Annotated in this window: 12 protein-coding genes; 8 read left to right on the top strand and 4 right to left on the bottom strand. The window is 61.4% G+C overall.

The genetic code is table 11. The annotated features are described in order from the left end of the window. Positions 1–98: 98 nt before the first annotated feature. Positions 99–1,328, top strand: coding sequence for an acyl-CoA dehydrogenase (locus BSF40_RS20750; protein ID WP_095966522.1), 1,230 nt, complete (start codon positions 99–101; stop codon positions 1,326–1,328). Positions 1,329–1,452: 124 nt separating this feature from the next. On the opposite strand, the gene BSF40_RS20745 is transcribed toward BSF40_RS20750, so the two are convergent. Further along, positions 1,453–2,793 (bottom strand): substrate-binding domain-containing protein, encoded by a 1,341-nt coding sequence (locus BSF40_RS20745; protein WP_095966521.1) that lies wholly within the window; start codon positions 2,791–2,793, stop codon positions 1,453–1,455. A 189-nt stretch (positions 2,794–2,982) separates the two neighbouring features. Next, a complete protein-coding gene (gene xthA / locus BSF40_RS20740; RefSeq protein ID WP_007970500.1) occupies positions 2,983–3,795 on the bottom strand; it encodes an exodeoxyribonuclease III in 813 nt (270 codons plus the stop codon). A gap of 297 nt (positions 3,796–4,092) precedes the next feature. Here xthA and BSF40_RS20735 point away from each other — a divergent pair, with 297 nt between their 5' ends. The 7 genes from BSF40_RS20735 to BSF40_RS20705 all read left to right on the top strand — a co-directional run bounded on the left by BSF40_RS20735 (position 4,093) and on the right by BSF40_RS20705 (position 15,304). Next, positions 4,093–4,743, top strand: coding sequence for an N-acetyltransferase (locus BSF40_RS20735; protein ID WP_095966520.1), 651 nt, complete (start codon positions 4,093–4,095; stop codon positions 4,741–4,743). A gap of 78 nt (positions 4,744–4,821) precedes the next feature. Then, the gene (locus BSF40_RS20730; protein WP_095966519.1) at positions 4,822–6,549 is read left to right on the top strand and encodes an autotransporter assembly complex family protein; all 1,728 of its coding nucleotides are present in this window, start codon (positions 4,822–4,824) and stop codon (positions 6,547–6,549) included. Then, positions 6,546–10,214 (top strand): translocation/assembly module TamB domain-containing protein, encoded by a 3,669-nt coding sequence (locus tag BSF40_RS20725; RefSeq protein WP_095966518.1) that lies wholly within the window; start codon positions 6,546–6,548, stop codon positions 10,212–10,214. Before BSF40_RS20730 ends, BSF40_RS20725 begins: the two co-directional genes overlap by 4 nt. 238 nt (positions 10,215–10,452) lie before the next feature. Continuing rightward, the gene (locus BSF40_RS20720; RefSeq protein ID WP_095966517.1) at positions 10,453–10,926 is read left to right on the top strand and encodes a MarR family winged helix-turn-helix transcriptional regulator; all 474 of its coding nucleotides are present in this window, start codon (positions 10,453–10,455) and stop codon (positions 10,924–10,926) included. Further along, complete coding sequence (locus BSF40_RS20715; RefSeq protein ID WP_095966516.1) at positions 10,923–12,392, top strand: efflux transporter outer membrane subunit; 1,470 nt, start codon at positions 10,923–10,925, stop codon at positions 12,390–12,392. Before BSF40_RS20720 ends, BSF40_RS20715 begins: the two co-directional genes overlap by 4 nt. 15 nt (positions 12,393–12,407) lie before the next feature. Further along, complete coding sequence (locus tag BSF40_RS20710) at positions 12,408–13,610, top strand: efflux RND transporter periplasmic adaptor subunit (RefSeq protein WP_095966515.1); 1,203 nt, start codon at positions 12,408–12,410, stop codon at positions 13,608–13,610. 164 nt (positions 13,611–13,774) lie between these two features. After that, a complete protein-coding gene (locus BSF40_RS20705; RefSeq protein ID WP_095966514.1) occupies positions 13,775–15,304 on the top strand; it encodes a DHA2 family efflux MFS transporter permease subunit in 1,530 nt (509 codons plus the stop codon). A 121-nt stretch (positions 15,305–15,425) separates the two neighbouring features. On the opposite strand, the gene lpxH is transcribed toward BSF40_RS20705, so the two are convergent. Both lpxH and BSF40_RS20695 read right to left on the bottom strand, forming a co-directional pair. Further along, positions 15,426–16,178, bottom strand: a complete 753-nt coding sequence (lpxH, locus tag BSF40_RS20700) for a UDP-2,3-diacylglucosamine diphosphatase (protein ID WP_095966513.1) — start codon at positions 16,176–16,178, stop codon at positions 15,426–15,428. Next, positions 16,175–16,678 (bottom strand): peptidylprolyl isomerase, encoded by a 504-nt coding sequence (locus BSF40_RS20695; RefSeq protein WP_095966512.1) that lies wholly within the window; start codon positions 16,676–16,678, stop codon positions 16,175–16,177. The genes lpxH and BSF40_RS20695 overlap by 4 nt, the downstream gene beginning before the upstream one ends. Positions 16,679–16,817 lie beyond the last annotated feature (139 nt).

The raw sequence follows: 16,817 nt of genomic DNA, 5'->3' as shown, positions 1-16,817 counted from the left end.
TGTTTATACACGCCGAGAATAGGCTAGGTAAATTTTCATGGCTGTTCTAGCATCGATTGCATGATCTAAACAACCTCCCCCAAGAAGGTATCTCGCTCATGGATTTCGCTTATTCGCCCAAGGTTCAGGAACTGCGTGAGCGCGTAACAGCGTTCATGGACACCTACGTTTATCCCGCCGAAGCCGTGTTCGAGCGCCAGGTCGCCGAGGGCGACCGCTGGCAGCCGACCGCGATCATGGAAGAACTCAAACTCAAGGCCAAGGCTGAAGGGCTGTGGAATTTGTTTCTGCCTGAGTCTGAGCTCGGTGCCGGTCTGACCAACCTCGAATACGCGCCGCTGGCGGAAATCATGGGCCGCTCGCTGCTGGGGCCAGAGCCGTTCAACTGCTCGGCACCGGACACCGGCAACATGGAGGTGCTGGTGCGTTATGCCAACGAAGAACAGAAGCAACGCTGGCTCGAACCCTTGCTGCGCGGCGAGATTCGCTCGGCATTCGCCATGACCGAACCGGACGTGGCGTCCTCCGATGCCACCAACATGGCCGCCCGTGCGGTGCGCGATGGTGATGAGTGGGTGATCAACGGCAAGAAATGGTGGACCTCGGGGGCTTGCGATCCTCGCTGCAAAATCCTGATTTTCATGGGGCTGAGCAATCCGGACGCGCCACGCCACGCCCAGCACTCGATGATTCTGGTGCCGGTCGATACCCCCGGCGTGAAGATTGTGCGTCCGCTGCCGGTGTTCGGTTACGACGATGCGCCTCATGGTCACGCCGAAGTGCTGTTTGAAAACGTCCGGGTGCCGTACGAAAACGTCCTGCTGGGCGAAGGACGCGGCTTCGAAATCGCTCAAGGTCGCCTTGGTCCGGGCCGGATTCACCACTGCATGCGTTCGATCGGTATGGCCGAGCGTGCGCTGGAACTGATGTGCAAGCGCTCGGTGAGCCGTACGGCATTCGGCAAGCCCCTGGCGCGGCTGGGCGGTAACGTCGACAAGATCGCCGATTCGCGGATGGAAATCGACATGGCACGCCTGCTGACACTCAAGGCGGCGTACATGATGGACACCGTTGGCAACAAAGTGGCCCGCAGCGAGATCGCACAGATCAAGGTCGTCGCGCCAAACGTTGCGCTGCGGGTGATCGACCGGGCGATCCAGATCCATGGCGGGGCAGGGGTTTCCAACGATTTCCCGCTGGCCTACATGTACGCGATGCAGCGCACCCTGCGCCTGGCCGACGGCCCGGACGAAGTGCACCGTGCGGCGATCGGCAAGTTCGAGATCGGCAAGTATGTGCCGAAAGAGATGATGCGTAGCGGGCAGTAATACCGCGGCGCCTGCCTTCGCGAGCAAGCCCGCTCCCACATTGGATCTCTACATGGCGCAGATTCAGTGTGGGAGCGGGCTTGCTCGCGAAGGCGTCATTCCATTCAATACAGCAACATCAGATTCAATACACCCAAACCTCAACCCGCCGATTCTTGATCCTTCCCTCATCGGCGCTATTGGCCGCCACCGGCATCTGCGCTCCAAACCCGCGAATCTCGCGAAACACCACACCGCTTTTCACCAACTCCCGCCTTACCGCCATGGCCCGCAGCTTCGACAACAGATCGGCGCGCGCCGGGTCGCTCTTGGCATCGCCAAAGCCCACCAGTGTTACCTGGCCATTGGTTTTGTCGTGCTGCTTTATATAGTCGAGCACCCGGGACAAGTCTTGTTGCGCCTTGTTGTCCAGCGTTGCGCTGCCTTCCTCGAAACGAAAGTTGACCGACAAACGCTGCGCATGACGGCTGAGGGCCTGATAACCCTCGGGCATCAACGCATTGGGTGTCACGGTCATGGCCTGGACGGTCTGGGCGATGAAACCGTTGGCGGCGACAATCGCTTGTCCTTTACTGCTTTGGGCGAACGCCGCCAGTGCATCGGCCCAAGGGTTGTTTCCGCTCGGTGGCAGATAAAAAAACAGTCGGCGGGACAGCGGATAGTCTTCCGTGGCAATCAGGTTGTCCAGTGGCGGCATGGCTTGTGATTGCCCATCGACAATCGCCACGGCTTTGGCCCGACGCACGTAGGGCAGGCCGATAAAACCAATGCCTTGTGGGTCTGCACTCACGGCGTCGGACAGTTGTTCACTGGATTCGAAGCGTTTCGCCGCGCTACTGAGACTTTTCCCTCGATCACTCAGGACCAGCTCCTTGAAGGTGTCGTAGGTACCGGACTGATCATCCCGCGCATACAGGTGAATCGGCCCGCCGCGGCCGCCGATGTCTTCCCAGGTTTTGACTTCGCCACTGAAAATGCGCGCCAGTTGCTCGGTGCCGAGTTGAGTCAGCGGATTGTCCGGGTGCAGGATGATCGCCAGGCCATCGATGGCGATGACTTGTTCGGCACCCGGGCTTTTCAGATCGCCCAGGGATGCAAGGCTCATCCGTTCGCTGTCCTTGATCGGGCGCGATGAGGCGGCGAGGTCGGCATTGGCGGCTTTCAGGGCGGCAAAACCAGTGCTCGAACCGTGGGCTGCGACTTCAACGACAACCCGGCTGCCCTGATCGGTTTCACCCACGATGCGCAGTTCGTTGGCGGTAGCCAGGGTTTCGCGGTGAATCCTGCGCAGGCCCTGTTCGCCCAGCAGGCCCTCGACCAGCGCCGGTCCCAGGGCTGCACCGATGGTGTTGGAGCCCTGAATGCGCAGCACCGGGCCTTGTCCGGCTGTCGGCAAATTGCCGGCAGCCGCCAGGTGTGGCAAGCCGAGGCACAGCATCAACAGGAACAATACGCGCAGCATCATGCCGGCACCTTATATAGCCAAGGGAGGTGTCGGGAGATTAAGTCAGTAAGGTTTCCGAAAAATGACACTTTTCCAATGTGGGAGCGGGCTTGCTCGCGAAGAGGGCGTATCAGTCGACATCATTGTTGAATGACACACCGCTTTCGCGAGCAAGCCCGCTCCCACATTGGTGTTGCGTACGTCTCGGGATCAGCTCAACTCAAGCCAGATCGGCGCATGGTCCGAAGGTTTTTCCATGCCGCGCAGCTCGTAGTCCACACCGGCGGCCTTCACACGCGGCAGCAAGCCGTGGGAGGCGAGGATCAGATCGATGCGCAGGCCTCGCTTGGGTTCGTCTTCGAAGCCACGGCTGCGGTAGTCGAACCAGCTGAAGGTGTCGGTCACGTCCGGGTTCAGGTGACGGAAACTGTCGACCAGGCCCCAGTTCTTCAGGCGGGCCATCCACTCGCGCTCTTCCGGCAGGAAGCTGCATTTGCCGGTTTTCAGCCAGCGCTTCATGTTGTCCGGGCCGATGCCGATGTCGCAGTCTTCCGGGGAAATGTTCACATCGCCCATCACCACCAGCGGCTGGTCGTTCTTGAACTGGCTTTCCAGCAATTGCTGCAAGTCGCCGTAGAAGCGTTCCTTGGCCGGGAATTTGGTCGGGTGGTCGCGGCTTTCGCCCTGTGGGAAATAACCGTTCATGATGGTGACCGGTACACCGTTGGCGTCGGCGAAGGTGCCCCAGATGAATCGCCGCTGGGCATCTTCTTCGTCGGTGGCGAAACCTTTATGCAGGGCCAGCGGTTCCTGGCGCGAGAGCAGGGCGACGCCGTAATGGCCTTTTTGCCCGTGGAAATACACGTGGTAGCCCAGCGCCTGCACCTCGGCCAGCGGGAACTGCTCATCGTGGACTTTGGTTTCCTGCAAGCCGATCACATCGGGCTGGTGCTTTTCGATCAGCGCCGCCAGCTGATGGGGACGGGCGCGCAGCCCGTTGATGTTGAAGGAGACGATCTTCATGGTCGGCAGTCCTGGCAAAAGGGCGATGCTAGCTGACATGGGGGAATCGGGCCAGTGTGGGGTGAGGGGATTGAGTTTTTCCAGTCAGCCTTGTGTGGGCAGTGATGGCCTTTTCGCGAGCAAGCCCGCTCCCACAGGTTTATGCGCCGGCCTTTGCTTTTGTGGGAGCGGGCTTGCTCGCGAAGGCTATTTCATTGCCTACACTGATTGCGGATCTGTAAGGAACTGTGACAGCACCGATCAGCTCGTAACAACAGGAGCGCAGCCATCCGAGCTGTGCCGGGGAGATCAACCGTCATGCCCGAAACCTCGACCGCCATCGCCGATATTCACATGCTCGACAGCGGCTACGCCCGTGAAGCCCGTTCGCTGCTGTACCAGGCTTATCGACACGAACCGACTTTCGGCTATCTGTTCGAAGCTGAACGCCCCGGTTACGAACAGCGGGTTCGCGCCACGGTGCGCGAACTGGTGACCCAGCATTTTCTCCAGGACCTGCCGGCCATCGGTCTGCTGGTCAACGACCGCCTGATCGGCATCGCCCTGATTGCGCCGCCGCAACGTCGCCTTGGGGTCACCGAAAGTTGGGCGTGGCGCCTGCGCATGGTGCTCAGCACGGGATTTCGCTGCACCCGTCGCTACCTCGAGTATCACGCTGCCGTGGAGGCCTGCGTGCCGAACGACTCGGTGCACGTCTTGCCGTTGCTGGGGGTTCACCCGCAGTTCCAGGGCCAGCATTTCGGCGAACAGCTGTTGCAAGCCGTGCACAACTGGTGCGCGGTGGATGAACACTCACAGGGCGTGATCCTCGACACCGGGAACCCTCGCTATCTGGAGTTCTATAAACGTCAGGGCTATGAGGAAATCGGTGAAGTTGCGGTTGGGCCGGTTCGCGAACACGTGTTTTTTCACCCCAATCCCCAGGTGTTACAAACAGCAACGGCTTAGACCACGAACTTTCCGGGCATGTCAGGCTCTATCACGCTTCCGTGTTCATGAACCATGCTCGTGATAGCATCCGCGCCTATGAAGTTTCCAGGAAGATTTACCAGTGGCGTGCTTATGCTGTTATCCAGCTGCACGGCGCTGGCGCAAAGTGAATTGGATGTGCGGATCAAACCGTCCAACGATGAACTGAAGGCCAATATAGAGGGCTATATCGGCAGCCTCGGCGATCGTGACGAAGAAGCCTTGCAGCGCTTCAGTCGTGGCGCCGAGGAGCAGGCGCGCAAGGCCGCCCAGGCCTTGGGTTATTACCAGCCGCACATCGACAGCGAAGTGAAGGGTGGCGAAAAGCCACGCCTGGTGTTGAAGGTCGACCCCGGCGAGCCGGTGCACTTGCGCAATGTCACGGTGCGAGTCGAAGGACCCGCGGCGTCCCTCAAATCCTTTCGAATCCCCAAAAGCGACGCGCTCAAGCCCGGTGCCGTGCTCAACCATGGGCATTACGAGGACGCCAAGCGCCTGATCCAGAACCAGGCTTCGCGTTATGGCTTTTTCAGCGGCCGTTTCACCCGTTCGACACTGTCGGTCGACCCCCGGGCCGGCGTTGCCGATATCGACCTTATCTATGAAAGCGGTCCACGCTATTCCTTGGGCAAGGTCAGTTTCGAGGGCGATACGCCGTTCGATGACGAACTGCTGCAGCGCATGGTGCCCTTCAAGGCCGGTACACCTTACGACTCGGAGCTGATTGCCGAACTCAATCAGAACCTGCAATCGAGTGGCTACTTCGAAGGCGTGCGCGTGGACGCAGCACCCGCGGCGTCAAAAGAGAATGCGATCCCGGTAGACGTCAAGCTCGAAACCCGCAAGCCACGGACCATGGGCCTGGGCCTGGGTTTCTCCACCGACGTCGGCCCACGGGCCAAGGCCAACTGGACCCGGCACTGGGTCAACCCACAAGGGCACAGTTATGGCTGGGAAACCGAAGTCTCGGCACCCCGGCAAAACGTCGGGCTGTTCTACGACATTCCGCTGGACCCGCCACTGACCGACAAACTGCGTTTTGCCGGTGGCTACCAGAATGAAGAAATCGCCGATAAGGAAAGCCACAGCAAGTTGCTGACCCTCGGCCCCGAGTGGCACAGCAAACTGCCCAGCGGCTGGCAACGGGTGGTGTCGCTGAAGTGGCAGCGCGAAGATTACCAACTGGGCGATGACTCGGGACTCAGCACCTTGCTGATGCCCGGTGTGAGTTATTCGTACCTCAAAAGCGACAACCGCATCGATCCGCACAACGGCTATCGCCTGCAATTCGAATCCAAGGTGGCCAAGGAGGGGCTGGGTTCCGACAGCAACCTGCTCTATGGCACGGCATTGGTCAAAGGCCTGACTACGGTGTTCGATAAACACCGCTTCCTCGGACGGGTGCAGGTCGGCGGCAGTGCCACCAACGGCTTCAAATCTGTACCGCCATCGTTGCGCTTCTTCGCCGGTGGCGATCAGAGCGTGCGCGGCTACGACTATCAGAGCCTGTCGCCGGAAAACTCCGACGGCGATCGCATCGGTGGCCGCTACATGGTGGCCGCCAGCGCGGAGTATCAGTATTCGGTCGCCGAAAAATGGCGGATAGCGACCTTTGTCGACCAAGGCAACGCCTTCAACACCCTCGAACTGCCGAGCCTCAAGACCGGGGTCGGTATCGGCGTGCGCTGGGTATCGCCGGTGGGGCCGATCCGCCTCGACCTGGCCCATGCACTGGACGACGATGGTGGCATTCGACTGCACTTTTCCATGGGGCCTGAGCTGTGAAGCGTGGTTTGAAAGTAACGCTGTTGGCGATAGCCGCACTGTTGATGCTGGTTGTCCTGACGCTGGCCACTGTGCTGGGCACGGCGACGGGCAGCCGTTGGGCGTTGGGCTTCGTGCCGGGATTGACCCTGGACAACTTCCAGGGCCGGTTGGGCGGGCAGTGGAGTGCTGACCGTGTGTTGTGGCAGCAGGACACCAGCCGGATTGAACTGAACCAGATGATTTTCGCCTGGTCGCCGTTGTGCCTGACCCGCATGACCTTGTGCATCGAGCAATTGCAGGCCGACCAGGTCAGCCTGACGTTCCCGCCGGGTTCCGAAGAGCCGGACAGCGGCCCGATTACCCTGCCGGAACTGAAGTTGCCGCTGGCCATCGAGTTGGGAGATGTCAAGGTCGGCAGCCTGCTGTTCAACGGCAGTGAAGAGCTCAAGGGTTTGCAGCTGGCAGCACACTGGACCCCTGAGGGCATGCAGATCGATTCCGTGCATTTGCAGCGCGATGACCTCAACCTGAACCTGTCCGGCTCGCTGCAACCGATCGGCAATTGGCCGCTTCACGCGCAAGGCAAGTTGACCCTGTCGACCCCCGCGCCGTGGGAGCTGGCGCTCAAGATTGATGGCGACCTGCTGAAAACCCTCAATCTCAGAGCCGACAGCAGCGGTTACCTCAACGGGCAACTGACCGGCGAACTGCAACCGCTGGTGGACAACCTGCCGGCCAAGGTGCGGATCACCGCCGATGGCTTCAAACCCGGTGCCGATCTGCCGGACACCCTGCAACTCAATCAGCTTGAACTCAGCGGTGCCGGCGACTTGAAGAACGGCTACGCGCTGCTCGGCAAGGCCACGCTGCCCGCCGAGCAAGGGCCGGTCGCCCTGGCGCTGCAAGGCAAGGTCGACGCCAACGGCGCGCAGATCGCCGCGCTCGACCTGACCGCCAACGACAAGCAAAGCCTCAAGCTCACAGGGCTCGTGGATTGGAGCAAAGGCCTGAGCGCCGAAGCGAAAATCGACTGGCTGGACTTCCCGTGGCACCGTCTCTATCCATTGATCGACGAGCCGGAGGTGGCGTTGCGCCGCTTCAACGGTGAGGTGTCCTACACCGACGGCAAGTACCTTGGTCATTTTGAAGCCGCGGCGGATGGTCCGGCCGGTGCCTTCACCCTGGCCAGTCCGTTCGCGGGCGACCTGAAGACAATCTACCTGCAACAGATTCAACTCCAGGCCGGGCAGGGTAAGGCTGAAGGGCACCTGAACCTGCAGTTCGCCGACGGTATTGCCTGGGACACCGCGCTGGACCTGTCGGCGATCAACCCGGCGTACTGGGTCGCGGAGCTGCCGGGCACGCTGGCGGGGCCGTTGCGCAGCACGGGCGAATTGAAAAACGAAGTGCTCAGCCTCAACGCCGACCTGGACCTCAAGGGCAAACTGCGCGGCCAGCCAGCGGTGATCCAGGCCAAGGCCGATGGCCGTGGTGAGCAATGGAACCTCAACGCCCTGCAGGTTCGCCTGGGCGAGAACAGCATCAGCGGCAAGGGCAGCCTGCAACAGAAACTCGCCGGGCAGATCGATCTCAAGCTGCCGCGCCTGGCCCAGCTCTGGCCAGAGCTGCGCGGCCAACTCAATGGCCGCGTGGATGTCGCCGGCACACTCAAGGCGCCCCAGGGCAAGCTTGACTTGCAAGGCTCGCAATTGGTTTTCCAGGACAATCGCCTGCAAAGCCTGAACCTGGACGCCACGCTGGACAATGCGCAACGGGCGAAAGTCGATCTCAAGGGCAGCGGCATCCAGGCCGGTGACACCTCGCTGGGAACCCTGACCGCCAGTGGCCAGGGCGATATCAAGAACCAGAAGCTGAGCCTCGATCTGCAAGGGCCGAAACTGAAACTGGCGCTGGGTCTGGACGGTGCGCTGGATAAAGGCAATTGGCGTGGACGCCTGGCCAGCGGTGATATCCAGGCCGGTGGCCAGGACTGGAAGCTGCAAGGGCCGGCGAAACTCGAACGCCTGGCGGACGGCAAAATCAACTTCGGTGCCCATTGCTGGGCATCCGGCCAGGCCAGCCTGTGCGGGGAAGACTCGCGCCTGATGCCAGAGCCGAAGCTGCGTTATCACCTCAAGCAGTTCCCGATCGACAGCCTCGCACAGTGGTTGCCGAAGGATTTCGCCTGGCAGGGGCGGCTCAATGCCGACCTGCAACTGGATCTGCCGGCCAGTGGCCCCAACGGCCAGGTCAGTGTCGATGCTGGTGGCGGCACGTTGCGCATCAAGGACAAGGACCAGTGGCTGGACTTCCCGTACCAGACCCTGAAACTCACCAGCAAACTCACGCCCAAACGTATCGACACCGAACTCAATTTCGTCGGCGGCAAGCTCGGCGAATTGATGGTGCAGGCGCAGCTCAATCCGTTGCCGAAGAACAAGCCGTTGAGCGGCTCGTTCCGTTTGAGCGGGCTGGACTTGTCGGTGGCTCGGCCATTCGTGCCAATGGTCGAGAAGCTGACGGGGCGCCTGAATGGCAGCGGCACGATTTCCGGCGGACTTTTGGCGCCGCAGGTCAATGGCAGTCTGCAACTCAGTGACGGCGTGGTGGCCGGGCCTGAATTGCCGATGGAGTTGCAAAACCTGCACGTTCAGGCGCTCATCGCCGGTGAAAGCGTGCAACTGAACGGTGGCTGGAACAGCGGCAAGGCCGGGCAGGGCCGCTTGAACGGCAACATCGCCTGGGGTCAGGCGCTGGTGGTGGATCTGGTGCTCAAGGGCACGCAATTGCCGGTCACCGTCGAGCCTTACGCCAAGCTTGAAGTCGCACCGGACCTGAAGATTTCAATGAAGGGCGATGAGCTGGCCATCGCCGGCAAGGTGCTGGTGCCCAGGGGCGAAATCACCATTCGTGAATTGCCGCCGTCGACGGTCAAGGTCTCCGATGACACGGTGATCGTCGGTCAGCAGACCGAGGAGGGCAAGCCACCGCTGGCAATGAAGATGGACATCGAAGTGCTGGTCGGCGAGGACAAACTGAGCTTTGCCGGGTTTGGCCTGACGGCGAATGTGCAGGGGCATGTGCACATCGGCGACAACATGGACACCCGTGGCGAGCTGTGGCTCAACGACGGGCGTTACCGCGCCTATGGCCAGCGGCTGTCGGTGCGCCGGGCACGTTTGCTGTTTGCCGGGCCCATCGATCAGCCGTACCTGGACATCGAAGCCATTCGCAAGACCGACGACATCATCGCCGGCATTCGTTTGAGTGGCAGCGCCGAACAACCGACCACGCAAATCTTTTCGGAACCGGCGATGAGCCAGGAGCAGGCCTTGTCCTATCTGGTGCTCGGGCGTCCGCTGAGCAGCAATGGCGAAGACAACAACATGCTCGCCCAGGCGGCCCTCGGGTTGGGCTTGATGGGCAGTTCCGGTGTGACCAGCGGCATTGCCAAGAACCTGGGCATCCAGGACTTCCAGCTCGACACCCAGGGCAGTGGCGACGCCACCAGTGTGGTGGCCAGCGGTAATATTTCCGAGAAACTCAGCCTGCGTTATGGCGTCGGCGTGTTCGAACCGGCCAACACCATTGCCCTGCGCTACAAGCTGAGCAAAAGGGTCTACCTCGAGGCCGCCGGCGGCGTGGCCAGTTCGCTGGACATCTTCTACAAGCGGGATTTCTAAGCCCGCATTTCCTACAAAAGACCGAGTCACCCCATTCGCGAGCAAGCCCGCTCCCACAGGTTCAGCGTGATCCCTGTGGGAGCGGGCTTGCTCGCGAAGGCGTCGGCGTGGACAGCACAAAATCTGATGCCATTAGTCAACTATTTACAAAGCATGCTAACTATTGCGTTGACATTCGCTGCCTAGGCAGTAACATTTAGACATATATTCACTGCCTAGGCAGCTAATTGGTGGTCAGATGAAACATTTCTCTCCAGACGATTTCCACAATTGCCATCTCGGCCTGCTGCTCGGACGCGCCGCGCTGCTCAAGGACCGGATCATCGACACCCACATGGAACCCCACGGCATCACCGCCGCGCAGTTCAAGGTGTTGATCATCATGGCCCAGTACGGCGTCGATTCGCCGGGCGAGTTGTGCCGTCATCTGTCCCTGGACAGCGGCTCGATGACGCGCATGCTCGATCGTCTGGAACAGAAGGGCTTCCTCGCCCGCCAACGCTCCGAGGCGGATCGCCGTCAGGTGCAGCTGGTACTCACGGAAGACGGCCAGAAGCTCGCCGGGCTGTTGCCGCACATCGGCGCCGAAGCCATGAATGAACTGGCCGGTGCCATCACTCCAGATGAGCTGAAAACCCTGGAGATGATTCTGAAGAAGATTTTGGTAGCCGCCGGTGACTCGATCACCCTGCTGCGGGTAGGTGACAAATGAGCAGTAAACCCTTGCGTGCCGGCTTGAGCCTGGTGCTGCTGGCCATGAGCCTGGCCGGTTGCGCCAGTTACAGCGGCCTGAAAACCGAAGGTGTCAGCCTCGACGCGAAAAACTTCAAGGCCGGGCAATCCCTCGGCGGCGTGACCCTGTCGCCGGCCGCCTGGCCGAAAAGCGACTGGTGGAAAAGCCTCGGCGACCCGCAACTCGACGGCCTGATCCGCGAGGCCCTGCGCGACAGCCCGGACATGCAGATCGCCGACGCCCGTGCCCACCAGGCCAGCGCCGCCGCCTACGCCGCCGACGCCGCGCGGATGCCGACCCTGGATGCCAGCGCCGGTGTCAGCCGCTCGCGCCTGGCCCGGGACCAGGACCCGCTCGGGCAGGGTGACGCGTACGCCACCCTTCGCAATATCAGCACCAGCTTCAACTACAACTTCGACCTGTGGGGCGGCCAGCGCGATGCCTGGGAAGCGGCCCTCGGCCAGGCCCGTGCCGCCGAAGTCGACCAGCAGGCCGCGCAACTGACCCTGGCCGCCGACGTCGCCCGGGCCTACAGCGATCTCGGTCAGGCGCACATCGTGTATGACCTGTCCAGCGAAGACCTCAAGCGTACCCGGCAAATGCTCGAGCTGAGCCAGCGGCGCCTGACGGCCGGGATCGACAGCCAGTACCAGTTCCAGCAGACCGAAAGCCTCGAAGCCACCTCCCTAGCCAATTTGATCGACGCTGAAAAGCGCCTGAACAGCGCGAAGATCGCCCTTGCGGTGCTGCTCGGCAAAGGTCCGGACCGCGGCAATGAAATTGCCCGGCCGAACATTCTTCAGCCGAGTGCGGTAGCGCTACCTTCGGTGTTGCCGGCCGAGTTGCTCGGGCGTCGCCCGGACCTGGTCGCCGCGCGCTGGCGGGTCGAGGCGGCGAGCAAAAGCATCGACGCCGGCAAGACCCGGTTCTACCCCAACCTGAACCTCAGCGCCGCTGCCGGCGCTGAGTCCTTGTTGGGCGATGCGATGTTTGGATCGGCCAGCCGCTTCTTCAGCATTGCACCGACGATTTCTGTGCCGATTTTCGACGGTGGCCGCTTGCGCGCCGACCTCGATTCGCGCGACGCCGACTACGACCTCGCCGTGGCGCAATACAACAAAAGCCTGGTGAAGGCGCTGGGGGATGTCAGTGACAGCGTCAACCAACTGCGCGATATCGGCCGGCAGATCGCTGCCCAGCAGCATGCCACCGACATCGCCCAGGATTCCTACAACACCGTGGTCCAGCGTTACGGTTCCGGCATCGGCAACTACCTGGACGTGCTCAGCATCGAGCAGCAATTGCTCCAGGCCCAGCGTCAGCTGGCCAACCTGAATGCCGAGCAGATCGACCTGTCGATCCAGCTGATGCAGGCGCTGGGCGGCGGTTTCCAGCCTGAGGCCATCGCCTCGGCCAATGCCACGCCAGCCACGCTGACCCACTAATTCAAGGTACTTGTCATGGCCACTGCCGATACAACTCAACCTCCGGAAAACACCCAAGGCAACCCCGACTCGGGCAAGCGCAAGTTCATGTTGCTGGTGCTGGCTGCCGCCGTCGTGCTCAGCGGCGCGGGTGTCTGGGCCTACCACGAGTTTTATGGACGCTGGAGCGAAAGCACCGACGACGCCTATGTGAACGGCAATGTGGTGGAAATCACCCCGCTGGTCACGGGCACTGTGGTCAGCATCGGCGCCGACGATGGCGATCTGGTGCATGAAGGCCAGGTGTTGGTGAACTTTGACCCGAACGACGCCGAAATCGGTCTGCAAAACGCCCAGGCCAATCTGGCCCGTACCGTGCGTCAGGTGCGTGGCCTGTACAGCGATGTGGATGGCATGAAAGCACAGGTCAATGCGCAGAAAGCCGAAGTGCAAAAGGCCCAGGACAACTTCAGCCGGCGCAAGAACCTCGCCGCCGGCGGGGCGATTTCCCAGGAAGAGCTGTCCCACGCCCGCGACGACCTGACCTCGGCGCAAAACGCCCTGGCCAATGCCGAACAAAAGCTCAAGACCACCAGCGCGCTGGTCGATGACACCGTGGTGTCTTCGCACCCCGATGTGATGGCCGCCGCCGCACAACTGCGTCAGGCCTACCTGAACAACTCACGCAGCGTCCTGATTGCACCGGTCACCGGTTACGTGGCCAAGCGTTCTGTACAGCTCGGCCAGCGCGTGCAACCGGGTACCGCGCTGATGGCGGTGATTCCGCTGGATCAACTGTGGATCGACGCCAACTTCAAGGAAACCCAATTGCGCGATATGCGCATTGGCCAACCGGTCGAGATCGAAACCGACCTGTACGGCAGCAGCGTCAAGTACAGCGGCACCATCGACAGCCTCGGCGCCGGTACCGGCAGCGCCTTTGCCCTGCTGCCGGCGCAGAACGCCACCGGCAACTGGATCAAGATCGTGCAGCGCGTACCGGTGCGAGTCCACGTCAACGCCGAGGAACTGGCCAAACATCCGCTGCGGGTCGGGCTGTCGACCATGGTCGATGTGGACCTGCACGACCAGAGCGGGCCGGTGCTGGCGCAACAGCCGCCGCAGAAGGCTTCGTTCAGCACCAACGTCTACGACCGTCAGCTGGCCGAGGCCGACGCGATGATCACCCGGTTGATCCACGACAACAGCGCCGCGGTCAGCAAAACCGCGCAACGCTGAAATGCCATTACCTCGAGCCTGTGGGAGCGGGCTTGCTCGCGAAGGCGGAGGGTCAGGCGACATCCATGTTGAATGTGCCGACCTCTTCGCGGGCAAGCCCGCTCCCACAGGGTTGGCTGCGTCCGTGACGGACGCGGCACCCATCAGGTTTCCAAGGGTTCGCGATGAGCAATAACGCGTCTTTCACACCGCCAAGCCTGTTACTTAGCACCATCGGCCTGTCGCTGGCGACCTTCATGCAGGTGCTCGACACCACCATCGCCAACGTGGCGCTGCCGACGATTTCCGGCAACCTGGGCGTGAGTTCGGAGCAGGGCACCTGGGTCATCACCTCGTTTGCGGTGAGCAATGCCATCGCCTTGCCGCTGACCGGTTGGCTCAGTCGGCGTTTTGGCGAGGTGAAGCTGTTTGTCTGGGCGACACTGCTGTTCGTGCTGGCCTCGTTCCTGTGCGGGATTTCCACCTCGATGCCCGAGCTGGTGGGCTTCCGGGTGCTGCAAGGGGTGGTGGCGGGGCCGTTGTACCCGATGACCCAGACGTTGCTGATCGCGGTTTATCCGCCAGCGAAGCGGGGGCTGGCCCTGGCGTTGCTGGCGATGGTCACGGTGGTCGCGCCGATTGCCGGGCCGATCCTCGGCGGCTGGATCACCGACAGCTATAGCTGGCCGTGGATTTTCTTCATCAACGTGCCGATCGGCCTGTTCGCGGCATGGGTGGTCACCCAGCAGATGAAAAAGCGCCCGGTGGTCACCAGCCGCCAGCCGATGGATTACGTTGGTCTGATTGCGCTGATCATCGGTGTCGGGGCGCTGCAGATCGTGCTCGACAAGGGTAACGATGCCGACTGGTTCGAATCGAGCTTCATCGTGATCGGCAGTGTGATTTCGGTGGTGGCCCTGGTGTTCTTCGTGATCTGGGAAATGACCGATGAACACCCGGTGGTCAACCTGCGTCTGTTCGCCCACCGCAACTTCCGCTACGGCACCATTGTGTTGATCCTGGGCTATGCCGGGTTCTTCGGGATCAACCTGATCCTGCCGCAGTGGCTGCAGACACGCTTGGGCTACACCGCGACCTGGGCCGGTTTTGCCGTGGCACCGCTGGGGATCCTGCCGGTGTTGCTGGCACCCTTTGTTGGCAAATACGCACCGAAATTCGACATGCGGTTACTGGCGGGCGGTGCGTTCCTGGCCATTGGCCTCAGTTGCTTCATGCGCGCCGGGTTCACCAATGAAGTGGATTTCCAGCATATCGCCATGGTGCAGCTGTTCATGGGGATCGGCGTGGCGCTGTTCTTCATGCCGACCCTGACCATCCTGCTCTCGGACCTGCCGCCGAGCCAGATCGCCGACGGTTCCGGGTTGGCGACGTTCCTGCGGACCCTGGGCGGTAGTTTCGCGGCGTCGCTGACCACCTGGATCTGGATTCGCCGTGCCGACCAGCACCATGCCTACCTGACCGAAAGCATCACCCCGTTCGACCCGGCGACCCGCGAAGCGCTGAGCAATCTGGGCGGGGCGGGGGCCAAGGCCTATACGCAACTGGATCAGATGGTGATCAGCCAGGCGTACATCATGTCCACGGTGGATTACTTCACCTTGCTGGGCTGGATGTTCCTGGGGCTGATCCTGATCGTGTGGCTGGCCAGGCCGCCGTTTACGGCCAAGGCCGGGCCTGCGGCCTCGGGACACTAAGGCAGCACATAACCTGTGGGAGCGGGCTTGCCCGCGAAGGCGGCGGATCAGTCATACAGATCTCGACTGACACTCCCTCTTCGCGGGCAAGCCCGCTCCCACAGGTTTTTGTGTTCGGCTGTTAGTTTGCGGGTGCTGCCAGTTGCGGTGGCGGTGTGAAATCAAACGGCGCCAGCGCAAACCCTTGCTCATCCACCTGCAACGCCCACCCCTGACGATCCCAATCCCCCAGCACAATGCGCCGGGCGGCCTGGTCGCCCAACTGCAACTTGTGGATCGCCGGACGATGGGTATGCCCGTGGATCAAGGTCTTCACCCCGAACTCCTGCATGATCCGCGGAATCTCTTCGGGCGTGACGTCGACGATGTCATTGGCCTTCATCCGCACCTGGGCACGGCTTTCACTGCGCAGTTTGCGTGCCAGCTTGTGCCGGGTGCGCAAGGGCAGGTTGCGCAGGATGAACAGGGTGATCGGGTTGCGCAGGTAGCGGCGCAGCTTCATATAGCCTTCGTCGCGGGTGCACAGGCTGTCGCCGTGCATCAGCAGCACCGGCTCGCCGTTGAATTGCACGACACTCGGGTCTTTGAGCAGGGTGCAGCCAGCCTGCTTGCAGAAGGCCTTGCCGAGCATGAAATCACGATTGCCGTGCATCAGGAAAATGGCCGTGCCGCTGTCGCTGAGGTCGCGCAGGGCCTGGCAGATGGAGCGCTGGAAGGGCGTCATGGCGTCGTCGCCAATCCACACCTCGAAAAAGTCGCCCAGGATGTACAACGCACTCGCCGAGCGGGCGCGTCCGGCGAGCAAATCCAGAAACGCCCGGGTAATGTCCGGGCGCTCCTCTTCCAGATGTAAATCTGAAATCAGCAATATCACTCAATGATCTCGGCTTTCTCGATGATCACGTCGTCTGCCGGAACGTCCTGGTGGCCGGACTTGGAAGTGGTGGCCACGCCTTTGATCTTGTCGACAACGTCGGTGCCGGCGGTCACTTTACCGAATACCGCGTAGCCCCAGCCTTGAACGTTCTTGCCGCTGTGGTTGAGGAAGCTGTTGTCCGCCACGTTGATGAAGAACTGTGCGGAAGCCGAATGCGGCTCCATGGTGCGGGCCATGGCGATGGTGTACTTGTCGTTGGAAAGACCGTTGTCGGCTTCGTTCTGGATGCTTGGACGCTTGTCTTTCTTTTCTTTCATGCCTGGCTCGAAACCGCCGCCCTGGATCATGAAGTTGCCGATGACACGGTGGAAAACGGTGTTTTCGTAGTGACCGGCTTTAACGTACTCGACGAAGTTGGCCACGGTGATCGGGGCTTTGTCGGCGTTCAGTTCGAGGACGATGTCGCCGAAATTGGTAGTCAGTTTGACTTGGGTCATGATCGTTACTCACTAAGGGAATTCGTGGTTTTGGGACATTCCATCCCGCAACCGGTTCAGCCTGTCTCGGCCAAGGTGCGCAGTTTAGCGTGACAGGCACGAATTTCGAGGCGGTTTTTTCATTTGCGGCCCATTAAAT

Origin of the sequence: Pseudomonas sp. ACN5, assembly GCF_002303975.1 — a bacterium.
Classification (GTDB): Bacteria; Pseudomonadota; Gammaproteobacteria; order Pseudomonadales; family Pseudomonadaceae; genus Aquipseudomonas; species Aquipseudomonas laurylsulfatiphila.
This window is presented reverse-complemented; position numbering and strand designations above follow the sequence as displayed.

Coding starts and splice junctions, on each gene's coding strand:
- BSF40_RS20750 (WP_095966522.1), top strand. CDS start 99: ATGGATTTCGCTTATTCGCCCAAGGTTCAGGAACTGCGTGAGCGCGTA.
- BSF40_RS20745 (WP_095966521.1), bottom strand. CDS start 2,793: ATGATGCTGCGCGTATTGTTCCTGTTGATGCTGTGCCTCGGCTTGCCA.
- xthA (WP_007970500.1), bottom strand. CDS start 3,795: ATGAAGATCGTCTCCTTCAACATCAACGGGCTGCGCGCCCGTCCCCAT.
- BSF40_RS20735 (WP_095966520.1), top strand. CDS start 4,093: ATGCCCGAAACCTCGACCGCCATCGCCGATATTCACATGCTCGACAGC.
- BSF40_RS20730 (WP_095966519.1), top strand. CDS start 4,822: ATGAAGTTTCCAGGAAGATTTACCAGTGGCGTGCTTATGCTGTTATCC.
- BSF40_RS20720 (WP_095966517.1), top strand. CDS start 10,453: ATGAAACATTTCTCTCCAGACGATTTCCACAATTGCCATCTCGGCCTG.
- BSF40_RS20715 (WP_095966516.1), top strand. CDS start 10,923: ATGAGCAGTAAACCCTTGCGTGCCGGCTTGAGCCTGGTGCTGCTGGCC.
- BSF40_RS20710 (WP_095966515.1), top strand. CDS start 12,408: ATGGCCACTGCCGATACAACTCAACCTCCGGAAAACACCCAAGGCAAC.
- BSF40_RS20705 (WP_095966514.1), top strand. CDS start 13,775: ATGAGCAATAACGCGTCTTTCACACCGCCAAGCCTGTTACTTAGCACC.
- BSF40_RS20695 (WP_095966512.1), bottom strand. CDS start 16,678: ATGACCCAAGTCAAACTGACTACCAATTTCGGCGACATCGTCCTCGAA.